The 17,880-nt window shown below is 71.2% G+C and carries 24 protein-coding genes and 1 pseudogene; 12 read left to right on the forward strand and 13 right to left on the reverse strand.

Going from position 1 to position 17,880, the window contains the following annotated elements; all coding sequences use genetic code 11:
• The first annotated feature begins 336 nt into the window (after positions 1-336).
• Positions 337-663: a hypothetical protein gene (locus tag ACQP10_RS19480; RefSeq protein ID WP_433539419.1), complete on the forward strand. Its 327-nt coding sequence runs from the start codon at positions 337-339 to the stop codon at positions 661-663.
• Between the two features lie 19 nt (positions 664-682).
• On the opposite strand, the gene ACQP10_RS19485 is transcribed toward ACQP10_RS19480, so the two are convergent.
• From ACQP10_RS19485 to ACQP10_RS19505, 5 genes are all read right to left on the reverse strand, one after another.
• Positions 683-985, reverse strand: coding sequence for a hypothetical protein (locus ACQP10_RS19485; protein WP_433539420.1), 303 nt, complete (start codon positions 983-985; stop codon positions 683-685).
• 66 nt (positions 986-1,051) lie between these two features.
• Entirely contained in the window at positions 1,052-2,479 is a 1,428-nt protein-coding gene (locus ACQP10_RS19490) for a DJ-1/PfpI family protein (protein ID WP_346021303.1), read from the reverse strand.
• Positions 2,480-2,648: 169 nt separating this feature from the next.
• Positions 2,649-3,620 (reverse strand): GlxA family transcriptional regulator, encoded by a 972-nt coding sequence (locus ACQP10_RS19495; RefSeq protein WP_346021302.1) that lies wholly within the window; start codon positions 3,618-3,620, stop codon positions 2,649-2,651.
• A 397-nt stretch (positions 3,621-4,017) separates the two neighbouring features.
• Positions 4,018-4,740, reverse strand: a complete 723-nt coding sequence (locus tag ACQP10_RS19500; RefSeq protein WP_433539421.1) for a hypothetical protein — start codon at positions 4,738-4,740, stop codon at positions 4,018-4,020.
• A 65-nt stretch (positions 4,741-4,805) separates the two neighbouring features.
• The gene (locus ACQP10_RS19505; RefSeq protein ID WP_346021300.1) at positions 4,806-5,009 is read right to left on the reverse strand and encodes a hypothetical protein; all 204 of its coding nucleotides are present in this window, start codon (positions 5,007-5,009) and stop codon (positions 4,806-4,808) included.
• A 234-nt stretch (positions 5,010-5,243) separates the two neighbouring features.
• Between ACQP10_RS19505 and ACQP10_RS19510 the strand changes: the two genes are divergently transcribed.
• The 3 genes from ACQP10_RS19510 to ACQP10_RS19520 all read left to right on the forward strand — a co-directional run bounded on the left by ACQP10_RS19510 (position 5,244) and on the right by ACQP10_RS19520 (position 8,153).
• Positions 5,244-6,197, forward strand: coding sequence for a helix-turn-helix domain-containing protein (locus ACQP10_RS19510; RefSeq protein ID WP_428837523.1), 954 nt, complete (start codon positions 5,244-5,246; stop codon positions 6,195-6,197).
• A 300-nt stretch (positions 6,198-6,497) separates the two neighbouring features.
• The gene (locus ACQP10_RS19515) at positions 6,498-7,481 is read left to right on the forward strand and encodes a hypothetical protein (protein WP_346021298.1); all 984 of its coding nucleotides are present in this window, start codon (positions 6,498-6,500) and stop codon (positions 7,479-7,481) included.
• Positions 7,482-7,754: 273 nt separating this feature from the next.
• Complete coding sequence (locus ACQP10_RS19520; RefSeq protein ID WP_433541921.1) at positions 7,755-8,153, forward strand: excalibur calcium-binding domain-containing protein; 399 nt, start codon at positions 7,755-7,757, stop codon at positions 8,151-8,153.
• Between the two features lie 113 nt (positions 8,154-8,266).
• Here ACQP10_RS19520 and ACQP10_RS19525 read toward each other — a convergent pair.
• The 7 genes and pseudogenes from ACQP10_RS19525 to ACQP10_RS19555 form a co-directional block, all read right to left on the reverse strand.
• Positions 8,267-8,703: pseudogene (locus tag ACQP10_RS19525) on the reverse strand (MBL fold metallo-hydrolase); the annotation flags it as partial.
• 139 nt (positions 8,704-8,842) lie between these two features.
• Positions 8,843-9,208 carry a thioredoxin family protein gene (locus ACQP10_RS19530; protein ID WP_346021297.1) on the reverse strand — a complete coding sequence of 122 codons (366 nt, stop codon included), beginning with the start codon at positions 9,206-9,208 and terminating at the stop codon, positions 8,843-8,845.
• Positions 9,209-9,234: 26 nt separating this feature from the next.
• Positions 9,235-10,119 carry a sulfite exporter TauE/SafE family protein gene (locus tag ACQP10_RS19535; protein ID WP_346021296.1) on the reverse strand — a complete coding sequence of 295 codons (885 nt, stop codon included), beginning with the start codon at positions 10,117-10,119 and terminating at the stop codon, positions 9,235-9,237.
• A gap of 17 nt (positions 10,120-10,136) precedes the next feature.
• Entirely contained in the window at positions 10,137-10,724 is a 588-nt protein-coding gene (locus tag ACQP10_RS19540; RefSeq protein WP_346021295.1) for a rhodanese-like domain-containing protein, read from the reverse strand.
• A gap of 31 nt (positions 10,725-10,755) precedes the next feature.
• Positions 10,756-12,096 (reverse strand): MBL fold metallo-hydrolase, encoded by a 1,341-nt coding sequence (locus tag ACQP10_RS19545; protein WP_346021294.1) that lies wholly within the window; start codon positions 12,094-12,096, stop codon positions 10,756-10,758.
• Positions 12,097-12,301: 205 nt separating this feature from the next.
• A complete protein-coding gene (locus ACQP10_RS19550) occupies positions 12,302-12,571 on the reverse strand; it encodes a metal-sensitive transcriptional regulator (protein ID WP_433539422.1) in 270 nt (89 codons plus the stop codon).
• A 466-nt stretch (positions 12,572-13,037) separates the two neighbouring features.
• Positions 13,038-13,628, reverse strand: coding sequence for a GNAT family N-acetyltransferase (locus ACQP10_RS19555; protein ID WP_346021292.1), 591 nt, complete (start codon positions 13,626-13,628; stop codon positions 13,038-13,040).
• A gap of 322 nt (positions 13,629-13,950) precedes the next feature.
• Here ACQP10_RS19555 and ACQP10_RS19560 point away from each other — a divergent pair, with 322 nt between their 5' ends.
• Positions 13,951-14,178 carry a hypothetical protein gene (locus tag ACQP10_RS19560; RefSeq protein ID WP_433539423.1) on the forward strand — a complete coding sequence of 76 codons (228 nt, stop codon included), beginning with the start codon at positions 13,951-13,953 and terminating at the stop codon, positions 14,176-14,178.
• Here ACQP10_RS19560 and ACQP10_RS19565 read toward each other — a convergent pair.
• The gene (locus tag ACQP10_RS19565) at positions 14,137-14,685 is read right to left on the reverse strand and encodes an NUDIX hydrolase (RefSeq protein WP_346021290.1); all 549 of its coding nucleotides are present in this window, start codon (positions 14,683-14,685) and stop codon (positions 14,137-14,139) included. The genes ACQP10_RS19560 and ACQP10_RS19565 overlap by 42 nt on opposite strands.
• 121 nt (positions 14,686-14,806) lie before the next feature.
• Between ACQP10_RS19565 and ACQP10_RS19570 the strand changes: the two genes are divergently transcribed.
• The 7 genes from ACQP10_RS19570 (at position 14,807) to ACQP10_RS19600 (ending at position 17,403) form a co-directional block, all read left to right on the forward strand.
• Positions 14,807-14,944 carry a hypothetical protein gene (locus tag ACQP10_RS19570; protein ID WP_433539424.1) on the forward strand — a complete coding sequence of 46 codons (138 nt, stop codon included), beginning with the start codon at positions 14,807-14,809 and terminating at the stop codon, positions 14,942-14,944.
• Positions 14,910-15,071: a hypothetical protein gene (locus ACQP10_RS19575; protein WP_433539425.1), complete on the forward strand. Its 162-nt coding sequence runs from the start codon at positions 14,910-14,912 to the stop codon at positions 15,069-15,071. Before ACQP10_RS19570 ends, ACQP10_RS19575 begins: the two co-directional genes overlap by 35 nt.
• A gap of 45 nt (positions 15,072-15,116) precedes the next feature.
• Complete coding sequence (locus tag ACQP10_RS19580; protein ID WP_433539426.1) at positions 15,117-15,386, forward strand: hypothetical protein; 270 nt, start codon at positions 15,117-15,119, stop codon at positions 15,384-15,386.
• Between the two features lie 203 nt (positions 15,387-15,589).
• On the forward strand, positions 15,590-15,949 hold the full coding sequence (locus ACQP10_RS19585) for a hypothetical protein (protein WP_346021286.1): 360 nt from the start codon (positions 15,590-15,592) through the stop codon (positions 15,947-15,949).
• A 59-nt stretch (positions 15,950-16,008) separates the two neighbouring features.
• Complete coding sequence (locus tag ACQP10_RS19590; protein ID WP_433539427.1) at positions 16,009-16,173, forward strand: hypothetical protein; 165 nt, start codon at positions 16,009-16,011, stop codon at positions 16,171-16,173.
• The gene (locus ACQP10_RS19595) at positions 16,170-16,688 is read left to right on the forward strand and encodes a signal peptidase II (RefSeq protein ID WP_433539428.1); all 519 of its coding nucleotides are present in this window, start codon (positions 16,170-16,172) and stop codon (positions 16,686-16,688) included. The genes ACQP10_RS19590 and ACQP10_RS19595 overlap by 4 nt, the downstream gene beginning before the upstream one ends.
• Positions 16,689-17,112: 424 nt before the next feature.
• Positions 17,113-17,403 (forward strand): hypothetical protein, encoded by a 291-nt coding sequence (locus ACQP10_RS19600; protein ID WP_346021283.1) that lies wholly within the window; start codon positions 17,113-17,115, stop codon positions 17,401-17,403.
• Positions 17,404-17,880 lie beyond the last annotated feature (477 nt).

The raw sequence follows: 17,880 nt of genomic DNA on the forward strand, positions 1-17,880 counted from the left end.
GCTGTCATGCGGTAACCGGTGGCGGCACTGGCTGCCTGCCCACTTCGGCGTCCGGTGCTTAGGCCTGGGTCGGTGAAGATGAGTGCGCCGACTCCCTCTGGGCTGCGTAGCGACTCCGCGCCAAGCGTGTGGCGGTTCCTCGCCCGTGACGTCGCTGCCGACCCCTGTCAAGGTGATCGACAGGGGACTGGGGATACCCGGCGGCGAAGGGACATATATGTGAGACAAGGTCACCAGAGCCAGCGGAACAGCCGTCGCAACGACGACGCGCCGAGGCACCCGTCCTGGGTGTGGGGGCTGTCGCGGCAGGCGTTACGGGTCCAGTTGGTCACGGGCGTGCTCCCCGTACTGGCGTTCGGTGTCTCACTCATCCTGTTCGCCGGAGTCTCCTGGTCTGCACTGATCGCGGGAGTCGTGCTCTATTTCGCGATGTTTGCGCTGCTTGGCCTGTTGGCCCTGCCACTCCCACTGCCCGTGCTCGAACGGCCGGGCACACGCGCGACGATCCCGCCTCTTGCCGGAGCCGTCTTCGAGCTGATCCGTCTGGGAATGGTGCGGCTTCTCGACGCCGACCTGGAAGAGGCCCTGTGGCTGGCCTTCGGACGCGAGAGGGAAGGCGGCGAGGACCGGCGGCCCGCTCACGGTCGAGGCCAGGCCGGATGAGCGCCACCGGGGACGGTCTCTAGCCGGCCGGGGGCGGGCGGCGGAACCGGTCCCGGCGGATCCGCCGATCACGCTTCTGCTGGTGGAGGACCATCCGGCCGACGTCACTGTCGAGCCGGCGCTGGAAGGCCTCAGGGCTGAGCGCGGTCCGGCTCGTGCCGGCGGCCGCAGCGGCATCCATCAGGGCGAACGCCTCGGTTCTGCTCAGCGGGCGGCCGCCGCTGACCGGGCAGCCGTGCGGGCAGGCCAGGCCCTCGGTCGCGCTGTGGATCCGGCAGATCGCCGACCGGACCTCATAGGCCGAGCAGCGGCCTTCTTCCAAGGCCGGGCAGGGGCCCGACCCGGCGACGCCTCGGGCGCCCCGTCTCCTCAGCCGCGTCCACGCCGTTCACGGTAGCCGCTCGTCACGCCTCTCCCGCGTCGCCTCTCCCGCCGCCGGGAACGGCCCGCGCCCGGCGGGCGGTACGGCTGCCCGACCGAGCCGAGTACGGCTCCCCAGGGCGACGGTGAGCATCCCGGCACCGGCGGAGCCGGACAGGGCGAGGGCGAAGATCACCGTGGAACGCCAGGGCCAGCCGGCCCCGGAAAGGCGTAGTTGTCCGACGGGATATTCGGAGAACTTGGCGGTGATCCGGGCAGTCAGATCACCCGCATGGGTGGCGAGATCACGGAGCATCGGGTCGAAACCGAACTCGTCGTCCCGCCGTCCGCCGCCGGGCAGCTCCGGTGTGAGACCTCGCCCCGACGCCCAGCGCACGAGCGTGGGCGTCACGTCGCCGTCCACCCCTGGAACCACGAACCGGTCCAGGCGGGGCACCGCCGTACCCGCCGGCTCGGTGAGCAGGACCATGCCGTGCCGCGTGGTGACCGTTCCGGTGGCGCTGATCGGGATCGCGCGGGAGCTGAATGAGACGCCGGAGTAGACCTCGAACGCCGCGGCGGCGTCGATCTCCCCCACTCCCTCCTCCAGTCCGATGCCGATCGTGGGGCGCAGCCACGGGAACGCCGCGTTCAGTGCGTACGGCAGGTCGGACAGGTCGAGGCGGTTGGGGGTGATCGCGGTGGGGCCGTCCAGGCTCCAGCCGGGATAGCGGAGGGCGCCGCCGATCCGCCGGGCCTCATCCGCACCCGCGAGCCGCTCGACCAGGCGGAGCGCGCCGACGGTTCCGGAGGTGATGCCCGCCGTGGTGGTGATCGAGCCGTCCTCCACGTAGCGTTCGCCGCTCTGCCATCTCACCTCGGGGTGGTTCCGCTTCAGGGAGCCGATGTTGGCCCAGAAGGAGGTCGCCCGGCGGTTGTCGAGCACGCCGGCGGCCGCGAGGAGTTCCGAGCCCGCGCAGACGCCCAGCAGGCGGGAGCCGTGCCGCGATCGTACGGCGATCCACTCGCGCAGCGGCTTCTCCGCCGTGCCGGTGGGATCGACGACGGCGGGCACCACCACCACGTCCGGTTCCGGGACGGCGCCGGTCCCGACCTCGTCCAGGATGTAGTCGGGCAGCAGGTGCACACCACCGGAAAGCGGGGACGGGATCCGCCGCGCCGCCACGGTGTAGACGGCGAATCGTTCCGATCGGGCGAACACCTCGTAAGGGGCGAGAACATCGGCGGAGACCGAGCCGGCGTTGCTGACCACGACCGCGACGGTGATCCGTCCGCCGGGTATCGCCTTAGGAGCCGGCCGGCCCTGGGCGGGCAGGCGTCGACCGAACTCGGGGTAGCTCTGGCCCATCGTGGTCGCGACACCGGCGGCGCAGATCCCGCCCAGGGAGGCGAGGAACACGGCGGTGCCCAGCAGGACACGCCCGATCCGGCGCACGACGGGCCTTCTCGGGCGCGCGGTCGGACGGCTTCGGACAGGGGACACGGGAGGCTCTCTTCTCTGTACGGCCATGAAGGCACGACGAGTCCACGGCAGCACGGATCGGCAGCGCGCGTCAGCAGCGTGATCGGCGCCGTGGAAGGGGAATCAGGGGGAGGTCCGCCGCTCAGCGCGCGTGCCGGCGCGCCTCGGACGGAGGCATCCCGTACCGGGCGGAGAACAGGCGGCGGAAGTGGCGGACGTCGCGGAAGCCGCAGCGGCTCGCCACGGCGTCCACGCCGAGGTCGGTGTCGGCCAGCAGCCTCGACGCGCGTTCCAGACGCAGTCGCTGCTGGTACTCCAGGGGACTTATGCCGATCGCCATGGCGAACGCCCGACTCAGACCCCGCGGGGACAGATGGGCCACGGCGGCCAACTCGGCGAGGGTGTGCGGGGTGTCCAGGTGCTGGGCGAGATGGTCCTGCACCCGATGGACGGCCGGGTGCAGGTGCGAACGGTGCTGGAGAAAGGGGCTGATCTGAGATGCGGAGCCGTTCCGCCGCAGGTAGACCACCAGTTCCCGGGCGACGGCGGCGGCGAGTGCGGGACCGTGATCGCGTTCGACCAGCGACAGCGCCAGATCGATCCCGGACGAGATCCCCGCGCTGGTGCTCACCGGGCCGTCGTGGACGTACAGGACGCCGTCCTGGATCCGGGCCGCCGGGTATCTCCGCCGCATCGCCTCGACGAGCGACCAGTGGGTGGTGCACCGACGTCCGTCCAGCAGTCGGGCCTCGCCCAGCGCCGCCGCGCCGGTGCACACCGTCGCGATCCGGGCGCCGCAGTGGTGCGCCGTACGCAGCCACTGCGTCACCGAGTCGGGAACCAACGGCTTACCCGGCCCGAGATCCTTCAGCCGGGTTCCCGGCACCAGCACCAGGTCGCCGGGTTCGGTCGACGGCAGGCTGGCGAATCCGGCCAGCCGCAGCCCCTGCGCGGACACCGCCTCTTCGGTGTCGGACACGTACTCCAGCCGGTAATCGGCACCCAGATGCGCCGCGGTGTCGAAGACCTGCACCGGACCGCCCAGGTCCAGCAGGTTCACGTCCGGAAGGACCAGCACCAGGACCCGGCCCGTGCTCGCCACTCGCTCACTCACGGTGCCTACGCTAGACCGCCCGCACCGGGCTCCGGGAGGGCCGTACGGACCACATGCCGGACGGATCAGGCACTCGCCAGAGCCCGAGAGCGTCCAGTGAACGCCGCTCTCCGTGGGCGCGGATCTGGATGGGCGGGTGGACCAAGCGGGTGAGAAGCGGATCCCACGTTCCGTGGGACCGCACGTCACCGGCTCGCCGTACCTGGGGCTGCGACACCACTTGAACAGCGCCGACCCGGAAGAGGAGGTGGTCGTGTGCGGCGAGCTCGGCCTGCGCCTGACGTACGAACCGGGGTCTGAGATTGGTAAGTGTCGTTAATCGGGTGGCGTGTATTCCTCGCAGGGGGCCCGGTGTCTTTCACCGTGTGTGCTCCGTTGGACGAGTGGCGGGTGACGGTCAGGGTCCGTGCAGCCAGATGCGGAGTGGGCCGAGTGCGGTGAAGCCGCTGGCGAGCGCGTGCGCGAGATCGTCTCCGTGCACGTAGCCGACCAGGGGAAGGCCGGGGAAGTGGTTGGCGGCTGCGGTGATCGCTGATGACCAGGCGATGGCAACGTCACTGCTGTCGACCGCGAAGAGGTTGGAGAGGCCGACCATCCCGGAGCTGTGGTTCAGGACGACGCCCCCGCAGAGGTCTTCGCCGTTGTGAAGGGCGAGTACCAGCACGGACGGGTCGTCAAGCAGCGCTGGACGGAAGACGTCCGGGGTTCCGTCACCGCCGTGCCAGGTGGCCTGCCAGTCGCGGAGCTGGGCGGCTGTGGAGACCCGCTCGGTGCGCAGGGTCGGCGTTGTTGCCCTTGTGGGGGTTTCTGCTGGGCGGTGGATCCACTGGGCGGTGAAGAGCTTGACGAAGCCGTCCGAGGTGAGGTCGAGAGCGGCGAAACTGTCCTTGATCGAACACCCGGGTGACGCCGTGTCGATCTCGGACAGGAAGTCGGCCGGCACCGCGTCGGGGTGCAGGGTGACGGCATCGGGGTAGTACGGCGGCGTGCGGCGGGCACTGTGCCAGGCCGTCTCGCTGAAGGTGTTTGGTATGCCGTGGGAGCGGCAGACTGAGGCGCACCAGTCGGCGTTGTTTCGAGCCGCGGCGACACGGATGAAGGTTGTCTCGGCTGAGGTCACCCAGGAAGGTTGGCACTGCTCAGGCCCGACCGCATGCGCGTTTTCCAGTCGGGCTGGTTCGGCTGTCATGGGTGGTCTCCGGGGGCGTAGTGCTTCCAGAGGGCTCCGGCGGCGGCGATGCGGGTGGTGCTCTTGTCGTGGTGGCCGAGTGCCTGGGCGATGACGGGGGCCGGGGCCTGGAGGACGAGTTGGCGGATGGCGGAGGTCCGGCCCTTCTCAGCAGGGACACCAAGTGCACGAAGTGCGTCGCGCAGGGTGGCGGGGTTCATGGGCTGGCTCGCTCGGCGGCCGGGGAAGAGCCAGGGCGAGTTCTGGTTGATGGCGGGGGTGCCGGCGGGTGAGCCGCCGTCAGCTCTCGGACGACCGGGCGAAGGGCCACGGCCCTGCCCTGAGCCCGGGATACGCGCCGGATGTCATGTCTTCAGTCTCGGGCGGGCCTGGCATCCGGCGACAGCGGCAGCAATGCCAGGATGCGGGAACTTCCTGCCATACTGGCGTCCGTGATTCGCAGGGTCGTGGCCGTGGTCGGAGACAGGGTCGCCGCGTTCGAGCTCGGTATCGTCTGCCAGGTGTTCGGCCTGGATCGCAGCGATGACGGGTTGCCCGTCCACGACTTCGCGGTCTGCGCGCCGGAGCCCGGCGTGATCCCCACGACCTCGGGGTTCGCCGTCCAGGTCGAGCATGGGCTGGACCGCCTCGCCGACGCGGACCTCGTGGTCGTCCCCGCCTGGCCGCAACTCGACGCGCCCGTCGCCGAGCCGCTGCCGGCGGCTCTGCGGGAGGCCGCCGGGCGTGGCGCCAGGGTGCTGACGGTCTGCACGGGCGCGTTCCTGCCGGCCGCGGCCGGGTTGCTCGACGGCAGGCGCGCCACCACGCACTGGCAGTTCACCGACCTGCTCGCCCGTCGTCACCCCCGCATCAGCGTCGACCCCGGCGTCCTGTACGTCGAGGACGGCCCGGTGCTCAGCAGCGCCGGGGCCGCGGCCGGGATCGACGCCTGCCTGCACCTCATGCGGCTGGAGTACGGGGCCGCCACGGCCAACGCCCTGGCCCGGCGCCTGGTCGTGCCGGCCCATCGCTCCGGCGGGCAGGCCCAGTACGTGGAGGCGCCCATGCCGCCGCGGCGCACGCCGTACGAGTTGTCGGAGCTGCTCGACTGGATGCTGGAGCATCTGGACCGGCCGCTGACGGTGGAGGCGCTGGCGGCGCGCGCGGCCATGTCGCCGCGTACGTTCGCCAGGCGGTTCAAAGCGCTGACCGGCACCACCCCGCACCGCTGGCTGCTCGAACGCAGGCTCCAGCTCGCCGAGGAGCTGCTGGAGACCACCGATCTGGGGGTGGACGCCGTGGCCGTCCGAGCCGGGTTCGGCGGCGCCGACACCCTGCGCCACCACTTCGCCGCCCGCCGCGGTGTCGCCCCCGCCGCCTACCGCCGCGCCTTCCGCCGCACCCCGTGACCGGCCGCCCGCGCGAACGCGGGACGTGCCGCGCCGGGCCGAACGGGTGCGCCGGGTCGCCCGGTGCCGGTCAGCCGGGGCCGCCGGATCGTGTGGATCGTGCGCGCCGATCGCACCAGTGGCTTGCGGCCAGGCGGTACGGCACGTGCCCTGCGGAGCCGGTGACCGGGCGGCAGAGCGGGATGGTCGAAGTCGCCGGAGCGGTCATGGACCGTGCCGAGCCGGCATGGCAGGAAATTCCCGCATGTGAGCAGTACTGCCACTGCCCTGTGGTTCTCCCTACCGCACAGACTCAGGGGCATGACATCGAGCACGCACCCGCGTCCCCGGTCCGCGCCGTCCTTTCCCCTGCCCGGGAAGGAGCGCCACGTGGTCGCCGTCCCCGCGCCCGGCGCCGGACCGCAGCGCTGGGCCGGCGCGCCGAGCGCCGCACTCGACACCGACGGCACGTTCGTCCTGGCCTACCGCGTACGTGACGGCGGCGAGGACCACAACGTCGTGGCCCGCTCCGCGGACGGTGAGCGCTTCACCACCGTCGCCGTCCTGCCGCGCCGCCGCTTCGGCGCGGCGATGGTGGAGCGCCCCGCCCTGGTGCGCACCCCGTCCGGCCGGTGGCGGTTGTACGTCAGCTGCGCCACGCCCGGCACCAGGCACTGGTGGATCGGGGTCGTCGAGGCCGCGTCCCCGGAGGGCCTGGCCGAGGCGCAGGTGCGGCCGGTCTTCACCGGTGACGCCCATACCGGCGTCAAGGACCCGGTGATCCGGTACGGCGGCGGGCGATGGCATGCCTGGATCTGTTGTCACCCCCTGGAGGTGCCGGGCGCGGAAGACCGCATGAGCACCGCGTACGCCACCAGCCGGGACGGGCTGTACTGGCGGTGGCACGGCACCGTCCTCACCGGCCGGCCCGGCGCGTGGGACGCCCGCGGCGCCCGGCTGACCAGCGTTCTGTCCGACGGCCGTGCCTGCTACGACGGCCGCGCTTCGGCGGCGGAGAACTGGCGCGAACGCACCGGGCTGGCGACGCCGGCCGGACCGGGCGGGGCGCTCCGCGGCCCCGGTGGAACCTTCGGCGGCGGGGTCCTCGACGGCCTGCCCGCTCATCGCGGCATCCCCGGCGGTGGCGCCGGCGGCGTGCCGCTGCTGACGCCGGTGGACGGCCCGCCCGTCGCGGACGTCCGCTACCTCGACGTGCTCGCCCTTCCCGACGGCTCCCACCGGATCTTCTATGAGGCGCGGCTGCCCGACGACAGCCACGAACTGCGCACCGAACCGGTGAGGTGAAACCGCTGAGATGTGCCGCTCCCCCGCCCGCCGAGCGCGGCATGCGCATCACCGGCAAAGCGGAGATCACCACGTCGGGACGACGGGCACGGAGACGCGGAAGTAACGGCATGCCCACCATTCCAGCCGCCCGCGGCCCGCCCTTGGCCGGACTGCATCCGATCGTTACCGGAGCGGATCGCACAGCGCCGATGCACGGCCGGATGAGCCGGGCCCCGGCGGGTTGCCGGTCGTGCGGGACAGACGCTGCTGCCTGCCGGGTCGACGGCGTACCTGCTCGCCGATCGGGAGCCGAAGGACCGCTACGGTCGCGCGCTCCGGTACGTCTGGGGCAGTACCGGGGTGTTCACCGACAGGAACCTGGTTCGCTACGGGTACGCCAAGGCCGAGCGGGAGCGGCCCAACGACCGCTACATCGACGTGATGCGCGCCGAGCAGGCCAAGGCCGAGCGGGAGCATCTGCGGATCTGGTCCGGCCGCTGCGACACCGGCACCCCGGCCCCCACCCCGACCCCTGCTCCGACGCCCGACCCGCCGGCCGACAACGATCCGCGGTTCGGCACCTGCGCCGAGGCCAACCGGAACGGGTACGGCCCGTACCGCCGCGGCGTCGACCCCGAATACGCCTGGTACCAGGACCGCGACGGCGACGGCCTGGTCTGCGAGCGCTGATCCGGTCAACAGGCGCCCCTCCGCCCCATAGGGGAGGTGCGAGCCCGGCGCGCTTCCTGGGACCGGCCACGACGCCATGTCCTCTCCGTACAGGGAGGGCGGGGGGCGGGGCCGCGGCCATCGTGGCCGATGAACAGCGCGTCGCCGGTCAGCACGCCGTACGGCACCGCGTCGCCGGCGTGCGCGTGGACCAGGATGCTGATCGACTCCGGCGTGTGGCCGGGCGTCTCCATGATCTCCAGCACGACGTCGCCGAGGTGGATCCGCTCGCCGTCCGCCAGCGCGCGGATCGGGTACTCGGCCTCTGCGACGCGGCCGTACCCGATCCAGGCGCCGGTGCGCGCGGCCGGCTCCAGGTGTCCGGCGAGGAAATCGGCGTGGAAATGGGTGTTGATCACCCCTCGATCCGCAGCCCGTGCGCCTCGGCGTCGGCGAGGTACTCGGACACGTCGCGCCGGGGGTCGACCACCACCGCCCTGCCGGTCGACGAATCTCCGATCATGTACGACGCCTGTGAGAGGCAGTCCAGGTAGTACTGCGCGAAGAACATCCGTTTCCTCCTCGGTGGTGAAATATACGCCCGGGGGTATTCGGCCTGGGCATAGGGGTGTGAAAGGCGGCGGTATGAGAGCGGCCGATCTCGATGTCGACCGTTGGGGCGTCGGGCACGGTGTGCTCCGCCCGTCCGCTCAGCGCCGTGCGGGCCGCCCCTGCACGTGGCGGCGGATTTCGGTCATGTCAAGCGCTCTGACCTGGCCGACGAGGTCCTCCAGCGCGGTTTCGGTCAGCGCCCCCGGCTGGGAGTAGACGATGACCCCGTCACGGATCGCCATCAGGGTGGGGATGGAGGTGATCCGGAAGGCGTCCGCGAGCTCCGGCTGCGCCTGCGTGTCGACCTTGCCGAAGACGAGGCCGGGATGACGGGCGGACACCGCCTCGAAGACCGGGGCGAACCGGCGGCACGGACCGCACCAGGCCGCCCAGAAGTCCACGAGCATGATGCCCCCGGAGGTGACCGTCCCGCTCCAATTCTCCTTGGTCAGTTCGGTGACCATGGCGGTTCCTTTCCCGGCTGACGCCGTCAGGTGCGGTTGAGGTGACCGGTGCGCAGGTCCTGGCCGCCCCGGCGCCTGCGCACCAGCAGATGGACGATCCCCGCCACGACGGCCGCGCCGCCGGCCACCAGCGCGGCGACGCCCCACCTGGTGTGGAACAGTTCGGGAGGGGCCTGCTGAATGAGCACGAAACCGCCCATCACCAGGACGAACCAGCCGAAGCCCTTGCGCAGGCGGTCGGCGTCGATGCGCCCGGCCAGCCATCCGCCGACCAGACCGCCGGCGACCGCCGCCACCGTGACCGGCAGGGCGATCGACCAGTCGACCGGGACGGTCTGCAGGTATCCGGCCAGACCGGCGAACGACTTCATCGCGATCACCAGCAGGGAGGTGGCGACGGCCGTGCTCATCGGCATGCCGCCGAGCAGTACCAGCGCGGGGACGACCAGGAAGCCTCCGCCGGCGCCGACCAGCCCGGTGACCAGGCCGACGACGACGCCTTCGACGACGACGTGGAGGATCGGCAGGTCCTTGCGGGCCGTCGCGTGCTCGGGTGTCCGGCGGCCGCGGATCATCGCGATGGCGGTGGCCAGCATCATCAGCGCGAACGCCGACATCAGCACCGCCGCGGGCAGGTGCGGCCCGATCAGGCCGCCGCCGTACGCGCCGGCCATTCCGGCCAGGCCGAAGACCAGGCCGGTCTTCCATCGGATGCGGCCGGCGCGGGCATGGCTGGCGGCGCTGACCACGCTGGTCACGGCGACGACGAACAGGGACATGGCGATCGCGGACTTGGCGGGAACGCCGGCGAGGTAGACGAGCAGGGGGACGGTCAGGATCGATCCTCCGCCGCCGAACAGGCCCAGGGTCAGGCCGACGACGATGGCGCCGGCCAGGGTGAGAGTGGTCATGTCGTCGTCTCGACCCGTCAGGCCGCGTTGCGCCCGGGGCGGCGGATACAGGCAAGGGCGGCGTCCACGTCGGCGCCCTCGCCGCGGTTGTACGGCAGGCGGGCGAGCAGCATGCCCATGGCGCAGGTGTCGGTCATCCCGGCGAAGACCAGGCCCGCTCCGACGAAGGCGCCGACGAACCGCGCTCCGGGCAGCCACAGGTCGGCCACGATGGACGCCAGCACGATGCCGCCGGCGACCACGCGGACCTGACGCTCCAGGCTCCACCGCTGCCTGCCACGCGCCACCGGGGCGCCGGAGGCGATCCAGGCGTTCATCCCGCCGGTCAGGACGACCGCGTCGGGCAGTCCCGCGTCGCAGAGCTTCTTGTGCGCCTGCGTGGCCCGGCCGCCGGACTGGCAGATCAGCAGCATCCGCCCGCCGGCGTCGGCGACGATCCGCCGCAGGTGGGTATCCACCTGGTCGAGCGGCAGGTTGATCGCGCCGCTGATGTGCGCGGTCTCGAACTCGGCGGGGGTCCGGACGTCCACGACCAGCACGTCCGGGTTGGAGGCGATCAGCGCGCGGGCCGTAGCGGTGTCGATGGTGTGGGAGTCGGTGTTCATAGCTCTCTTCTCGTTTCGTCAGGGTGAGAGGTCAGGCGGTCTGGAGGGTCCGCAGCGCGGCGACCAGGTCTGGCACGCCCGCGCCGTTGAGCACGACGGGGACGTATCCCTCGCGGGCGAGCAGGGTGGCGGCGACGACCGCGCGCCGGCCCGATCCGCAGGCCACCAGCACCGGGCGGTCGCGGTCGAGCTCGGCGGGGATACCGCCGGTCACCAGGTCGGGCAGGAAACGTTCGACGGCCCCCTGCAAGGGGGCGGCCGCCTGCTCGTTCGGCATGCGGACGTCCAGTACCTGGGCGCCGGGCTGGTTGGCCCGCGCCGTGAAGGCCGCCAGGTCCAGCAGTTCGAACGTCGCGACCGCGGCCTGGCCGAGGTCGCGTACGACGCCGCGCACGGTATCGATTCCGATCTGCGCCAGCTGGGTGACCGCCTCGACCGTGTCCTGGCCGGGCTCGGCCACGAGCACGATGGAGGACTGGTACGGCATCAGCCACCCCGCCCAGCTGCCGAAGTCGTCGGCGAGCTCGATGCCGATCGAGCCGGGCAGGAAGCCGTCCGCCTGCTTGCGGCGCGGGCGGATGTCGACCACCTGCGCGTCCTGGGGCAGGTCGGTGACGGCGAGTTCGGGCACCTCGGCCGGGGGCATCGGCGGCACGCCGAGCGTGTTGGCGGGGCCCATGTACTGGTAGAAGGCCGGGATCGGCATGGGCGCGGCGAGCAGCTCGTCGGCCAGGCGTTCGGCGTCCTCGATGGCGAGCAGGGGGTTGGAGCTGATCTCCTCGCCGATGGTCGAGGTGTAGCGGCCCGCTCCGCTCGCGGTGCAGAAGGAGCCCTCACCGTGCGTCGGGAACAGCCCGATCTCGGGCGGCAGAGCAGCCAGCCGGCGCAGCGAGCCGTACTGTAGCCGGGCCAGGGTGCGGGCCCGGGCCGTGCCGAGCAGGTCGGGTCGGCCCGCCGAGGACACCAGAAGGCTGCCGCCGGAGAACACCGCGACCGGCAGGCCCTCGACGAGCACCAGGTAGCTGGTGTGCTCGGGGGTGTGCCCCGGGGTGTGGACCGGCCGCAGCGACAGGCCGTTCCCGCCCTCGATGTCCTCCAGGTGGAAGGCGGGGGTGTGCGGGTAGGCGGGCGCGGCGGCGGCGGGCAGGACCAGTTCGGCGCCGGTGCGCACGGCCGCCTGCTCACCCCCCGACACGTAGTCGTTGTGCAGGTGGGTCTCCAGCACGAAACGCAGTTCCACGTCGCGTTCGGCCGCCGCCCGCAGGAACCGGTCGATGTCGCGCTGAGGGTCGACGAGCACCCCCTTGCCCTCGTGTGTCAGCAGGTAGGTCTGGTCACCGAGACCCGGGGTGCGAAAGGACACGACTTCCATGGGGAACACCTCTTTCCTTGATACCCAGGGGGGTATATGACGAGCAAAAAAAGGGACGGGTCAGGACATCTGCACCGCTCGCCAGCCGCCCGCCCGGGCCTCCGACGCGATGCGCCACCGGCCGCCGAGCACGTTTCGACGCCGGCCTATACCCGGGGGGGTATGTTCGAGACATAAGAAGGCCGACCTTTACCAGAAAGGCCACCTAGGCGAGGGCCAGGAACAGCTTCTCCAGCTCCGCCACGCTCATCGGAGCCTCCTCGCCCCGCGTTCGCGCCGCGTGACAGTGCCGCATACCGCTGGCGACCAGCTTGAACCCGGCCCGATCGATCGCCTTGGAGACCGCGGCCAACTGAGTCAGCACCTTGGTGCAGTCTTCCCCCGCCTCGATCATCGCGATCACACCGGCGAGCTGGCCCTGCGCTCGGCGCAGGCGCGTCACCGAGTCGCCGACCATCGCCTCGTTCATCTGCATGCCGCATGTATACCCCCGGGGGTACAAGAAGGCAAACGGGCGGAGTCCCGTCATGACGATCATTCGCCGAAGTCCCCACGTGACGACCCCGGTCCGCCCGGCGCGAGGGCTTGGCGGTACGGGGTTGTGATGAACCTCAAGCCGATCCAAGAAGCGGCACCGGCTACCCGACGGCCGGGAGCGGACTCGCGCGGCACCGGTTCCTCACCCCCCGATCCGCCATGGCCGACCGATCGGCGACCCGCACGGCCGCCTCACCGCCGAAGCCGTCACCGACGTTATCGCCGCCGCGGCAAAGACGGCCGGGCTGACCGGCACATGCACCGGCCACTCGCTCCAGCGCGGGGCTGGGGTGGCCGGCCTCTCATCGCCGTCTCATCAGAGCCATCTAGCCCGGTGATCGTTTCCGGTCACAGTGCTGCAGACAACGGGGCGGCGCAGAGCTGTGATCGTCGTGCCTGCTGCTCTATCCGCCGCGCACGCAGGTGAAGATCCGCTCCCCCGGGTCGGCCTGGATGCGAAAAGGAAGGCCGAGACGGTCGCGGAGGCTGAAGACGGCTCCCTCATCCAGGACGTCGAAGCCCTGCCGGGCATAGAAGGTCTCCAGGCCGCTGCCGGTGCGGAACTGACCGTAGGCGGCACCGAAGCCGAGCTGGAAGTACAGGTGCAGGCAGCGGGTCAGCAGCGCCGAGCCGATGCCCTGGCCGCGCGATGGCTCGTCGACGGCCACGGCCCGGATCTTCACCACCGCGGTCAGGGCGGCGATCGTGGTCTCGAAGGGGACGCCCCGGTCGGCGGCGCTGGCCACGATCGCCGGGGGAAGGCTGACCGCGTGCAACGCCGTGACCAGGCGGCCGTCGCGGTCCTGGACGACCAGGGGAGCCGACAGGCCCGCCATGGCGCAGAGCACGGCCTGCTCGGTTAGCGCGCTGATCACCTCGAGGAAACGGCGCCGCATGACGGGCGGTCCGTCGGCCAGGCCCACAGGCAGCAGCCAGCCGAGCGTCCCATCGCGCACCGCCGCCCAAAGAGCGTCCTCGCGTGCGGCGCCGGCCATCTCCACCAACTCCAGCCGGCGTTCACCCCGGCCGTCGGCCGCATACGGATCCTCGTGCCGTTCGGCCCGACCATCCGCGCGCGAGGCGGTCCGGGGAGATGGCCGGGATGCGGTCAGTGCGGCCGGGCGTCTTGCGTCGAGAGGCCATGGCCGGACCGTACCCGCCTTCGCGTGGCCGTCTGGGGTGATGACCGGCATCGGACATCGCGGCCGGCCGCCGATCGCCGCCACCGGCCTCGACGTCCCCCGGCCGGGCGTCCCCCGGGCCCGGTCGAGTCGTGACAAGCACCGAGCGAGCGGGCGTCCGGCATCCTTTGTGATTGTGCGAGGCATGCAGGACCTGGCGGCACTGCTGCGTCTCGGCGCGGGCCTGGTCGCGATCGTGCACGGCGGCGGCCAGCCGCCCGCGCAGGCCTTCGGCCACGCGCTCACCATCGCGCCGGACCTGGGCGGTCCCGGCGCGCAACGCGCCGCGGCTGCGATCCCGCTGCCATCGCCTCCGCCCGTGTCACACGATCCATGTGTAGTTGTCGTCGGTGACCGCAGGTAAGCCCGCGTCAGTGATGGCGGCGTGAGGGGCCGACAGGCCGGCCAGGGCGGGGCCGATCGGCGGGAAGATCGGCAGATCCCGGGTCGTGCGGTAGTCCCTCCACTCGATATGGCCCACCTCGTGGGTGCCGTCGGGGAGTTCGTCGTATTCGACGGTGGCCAGACCGGCGCGCACCCGCGGGGTGACGTGAACGCGGTGGATCAGGTGGAGCTTGCGCGGTGAGGGAGCCTGGCCGGGGCGGGAGACCATTTGATCGACCACCCACAGCAACTCGGGCGCGGTGGCCTTCCCCGGGTCCAGGCCCAGTTCTTCGTGCAGCTCGCGGCCCAGCGCGGCGAGCACGTCCTCCCCCGTTTCCACGTTTCCCCCGATCGGCGTGTAGTGGGTGGAGGTGGGCCGGTCGCGGCGGATCAGGGCGACGTCATCACCACAGAAGACCAGCGCGGCCACGCGGATCATGATTCTGCTGAACGGTGCCGCCGCGCCCGCTGGAAAGGTGTCCGTCATGGCGTCCAGTATCACCGGGGGCGCGGGTTGCCAGCCGGGAAAGCGGTGGCGGCGTCTTGTGCGCCGGCGTGGCCGCGGGAGCGCCGCGCCCACGACAGGACCGAGGTGGAAGGCAGGACATATGGATACACGCACCGTACGCCGGACGAGCGTCACATTGCCCGACCTGGACGACGCCGGCCTGAACAAGGTCGATTCGCTGGAGGGTGAGCACGGCGAGCTGCGTGACTTTCGATGGCGGCACCTACCGCGGCTGTGACCTGCGCGGCAACGACCTGTCCGGCCTTCGCGGAGTGGGCGCGCTCAAGAAGGTCATCGTCGATCGGTCGCAGCTTCCGGGCCTGGCCCAAGCGCTCGCGGCCGACCTGGAGATCAGCGTCGATTAGCACCACAACCCTCTGCGGCGCGCAGCCATCCAGAAGAAACCCGCCGTGCTCGTCGACCTGGCCGCCGACGGGATGAACGGCCTCGGCGTCGACGACCTACGCCGCCGGTACGGCGTCCGCCTGGCTGTTGGCGGCCCGCGCGAGCCGGTTACCCTCGACGCCGGCGGAATCATGGTCAGGTTCGACGGCGGCGGAGACGGCCACCGGCCGGTGCCTGGACGCGACCGGGTAGAGCTCGGCCGACGGTACCCCGTTGCAGATCTGGAGCTGCACCAACAACGCGAAACAGAAGTGGACCTTGCCCGCATGAACTGAGCGCTCACCATCCTCACGTCCGGGGCGGCCGTCCCGGCCTGGGCGCTCAGTGAGGGCGTGCTCCACCGATTGGTTGATCGGCTCCACCACCTGAACGGTCGCCCGAATCCACCACCCACCCGGAGGATCGGGCGATCCACGCGGGGTGCCTCCGTTGCGACGCTGGATCCTGTCGGCGAGCACCAAGGACGGAGATGGTCGAGATGCGCAATGTGGGGTGGCTGGTCAGGGGGTACGTCGCGGTCAGCGTGCTGACGCTGGTGACGATGGTCGTGTTCAGGAGCGACGGGGTGATGGTCACCGACTCGGTGTGGATCCGCGGCACGCTCGTCGCCGTCGCCTCGCTGGTCACGTTGTTCTTCGCGGTACGGGCGGCCAGAGGCGAGCGGAAGATGCCGCTGCGACTGCGGATCATCACCTCGATCATGCTGGTCGCGATCGTGGTGATCATCGCGTTGCCCGGTCTGTTCCCGCTCTGGTTCAAGCTGGAGCAGGGTGTCTGCGGTCTGCTCCTGCTGCCCGTGGTCGTCCAGCTCAACTGGCGGCCGGCGGACCGGCGCTGAGCGCGTCGATCGACGCGGCGGCCCTGGAGCGCGCACCGACCCGAGGACGGGCGCTGGACGTGGCGGCCGGGGTGCGCGGCGACGTGCTAGCGGCGCTGGACGAGCGGGAACGGGCGCTGCCGCGCGACCTGCTCCGCAAGGCGTTCGCTGGCATCGAGCCGCGCCCGCGCGACCCGATCAGGGCTATGATGCGCGAGATCATTAGTTGCGGGGTGAGATGGTGACCGGGCGTTCGCAGGCGGAGGGACAGCCGCGGCTGTACGTGTGGATGATCGTGCTGGCCGCCGTGGTTCTTCTCGCGGACCAGATCTCGAAGCTCTGGGCGGTTTCCGCCCTCTCCGGGGGAGAACGCATCACGGTGCTCTCGCGGCTGCTTGAGTTCCACCTGGTGTACAACCCCGGTGCGGCGTTTTCCTTCGCAACGGAGGCGACGCCGGTGTTCGCCGTGGCCGCCGCCGCCGCGGTAGCCGGCATCCTGTACGTGGCGCGACGGCTGCGCTCGGCCGCCTGGGCCTATGTGCTGGGTGCGCTACTGGGCGGTGCCGCGACCCACCTGCTCGATCGCCTCCTGCGCTCTCCCGGATTCGGCCGAGGGCATGTCGTCGACTTCATCGACTACGGCGGCCTCTTCGTCGGCAATGTCGCCGATATCGCGCTCACCGCGGGCTGTGTTCTGATCGCACTGCTCACCCTGCGCGGGATCTCCATCGGGGCAGAACCCGTCGACGAGCGCCCCTGAGCCGCCGCGCCCGTCCTCTGCCGATCAGGGCCACGCTGTCTCACTTTCGGCAGAGGAAATGAACTCCTTGACGTACGTCGAATCACCCGAGCCCCATCGCGAGATCCCGCCCATCGTCGGGGACCACCGCCGTCCAGCACATGCCGGCAGCGCCGGGCCACTGCCTGCTGCTCCTCAGTCGCCGGTAGTACTCGCACAGGTCGGCGGCCAACGCCACCTGCTGGACCGCGCGGCTCCTACTTCCCCGACAATCAGTACCCGCGCTTCGTCGATGTGCCCGTCACGGCGTTCTTCTCGCCGAAGGTTCCCTGATGGTCCTCGCCGTCGTCTGGCAGGCGGCCCGGGCCGCCTGCCGCTTCGAGAGAGGATGAGGGCTCTGTCAGCACCCCGTGACAACCGTGCGGTCGCGACCGCGTTGATGGTCGTGGCGCTTGTTTCCCTGAGCGCCTGCCAGGTCGGGCCGGATGAGCTGTTCACCGTGGTCAACGGCACCGAGGACACCGTCGTGGTGACCTGGAACGGCCACATGTACGCGACGCTCCCTCCGGGAGAGCAAAAGCAGATCGGGTTGCCGGGCGACTGCGACAGCGTTCCCCCACCGGTGGACCGGCTGTCCGCCACGTCGGACAAGGGCGAGCGTTACGACTACCCCGGTCCTGTCTGCAACGGCAGGACGTGGCGGGTGGGTCCGACGGCCTCCCCCTCGCCGAGGTGAAGGGCTCAGCGGCGGCGGCGCGGGATGGTGGGGCGGTGGATCTGGGGCGGTGAGCTTGCCGACGACCCCGGAGGAGACGGCCGAGGACAGCGCCTTCTCACCCACCTGCCATCCAGGGCCGCAAAGCCTCCTTGCTGAAGCTCAAGCTAGCTGCCGATCAGGTCGACAACAGCGCAGCCTTCGAGGCGGCCTGCCGCACGCGGGCGAGAACATCGAACATATTTCATCCTGCTTCGCGATCCTGCAGGACGAAGATGGCTGTGACGAGCTGACCTGCACGAAGTGGGTAGCAGCGTGGCTTCCGCAGGATACGCCAGGTCTTCCCGTCAAAGATCACGTGCGTCAGTCCATCCTTGGCGGCCCTGCGCAACGCCTGATCGAGCTTGGGCGAGCGAGCCGTCGGCGCCGTCCCGGACGCGCATCACGCCCGCGGGCAGGGTGGCCGGTTCGGCCGGCTCGATCCGGGGGTAGGCCGGG

The sequence above is a fragment of the Streptosporangium sandarakinum genome, from assembly GCF_050942225.1.
GTDB lineage: Bacteria > Actinomycetota > Actinomycetes > Streptosporangiales > Streptosporangiaceae > Streptosporangium > Streptosporangium nondiastaticum.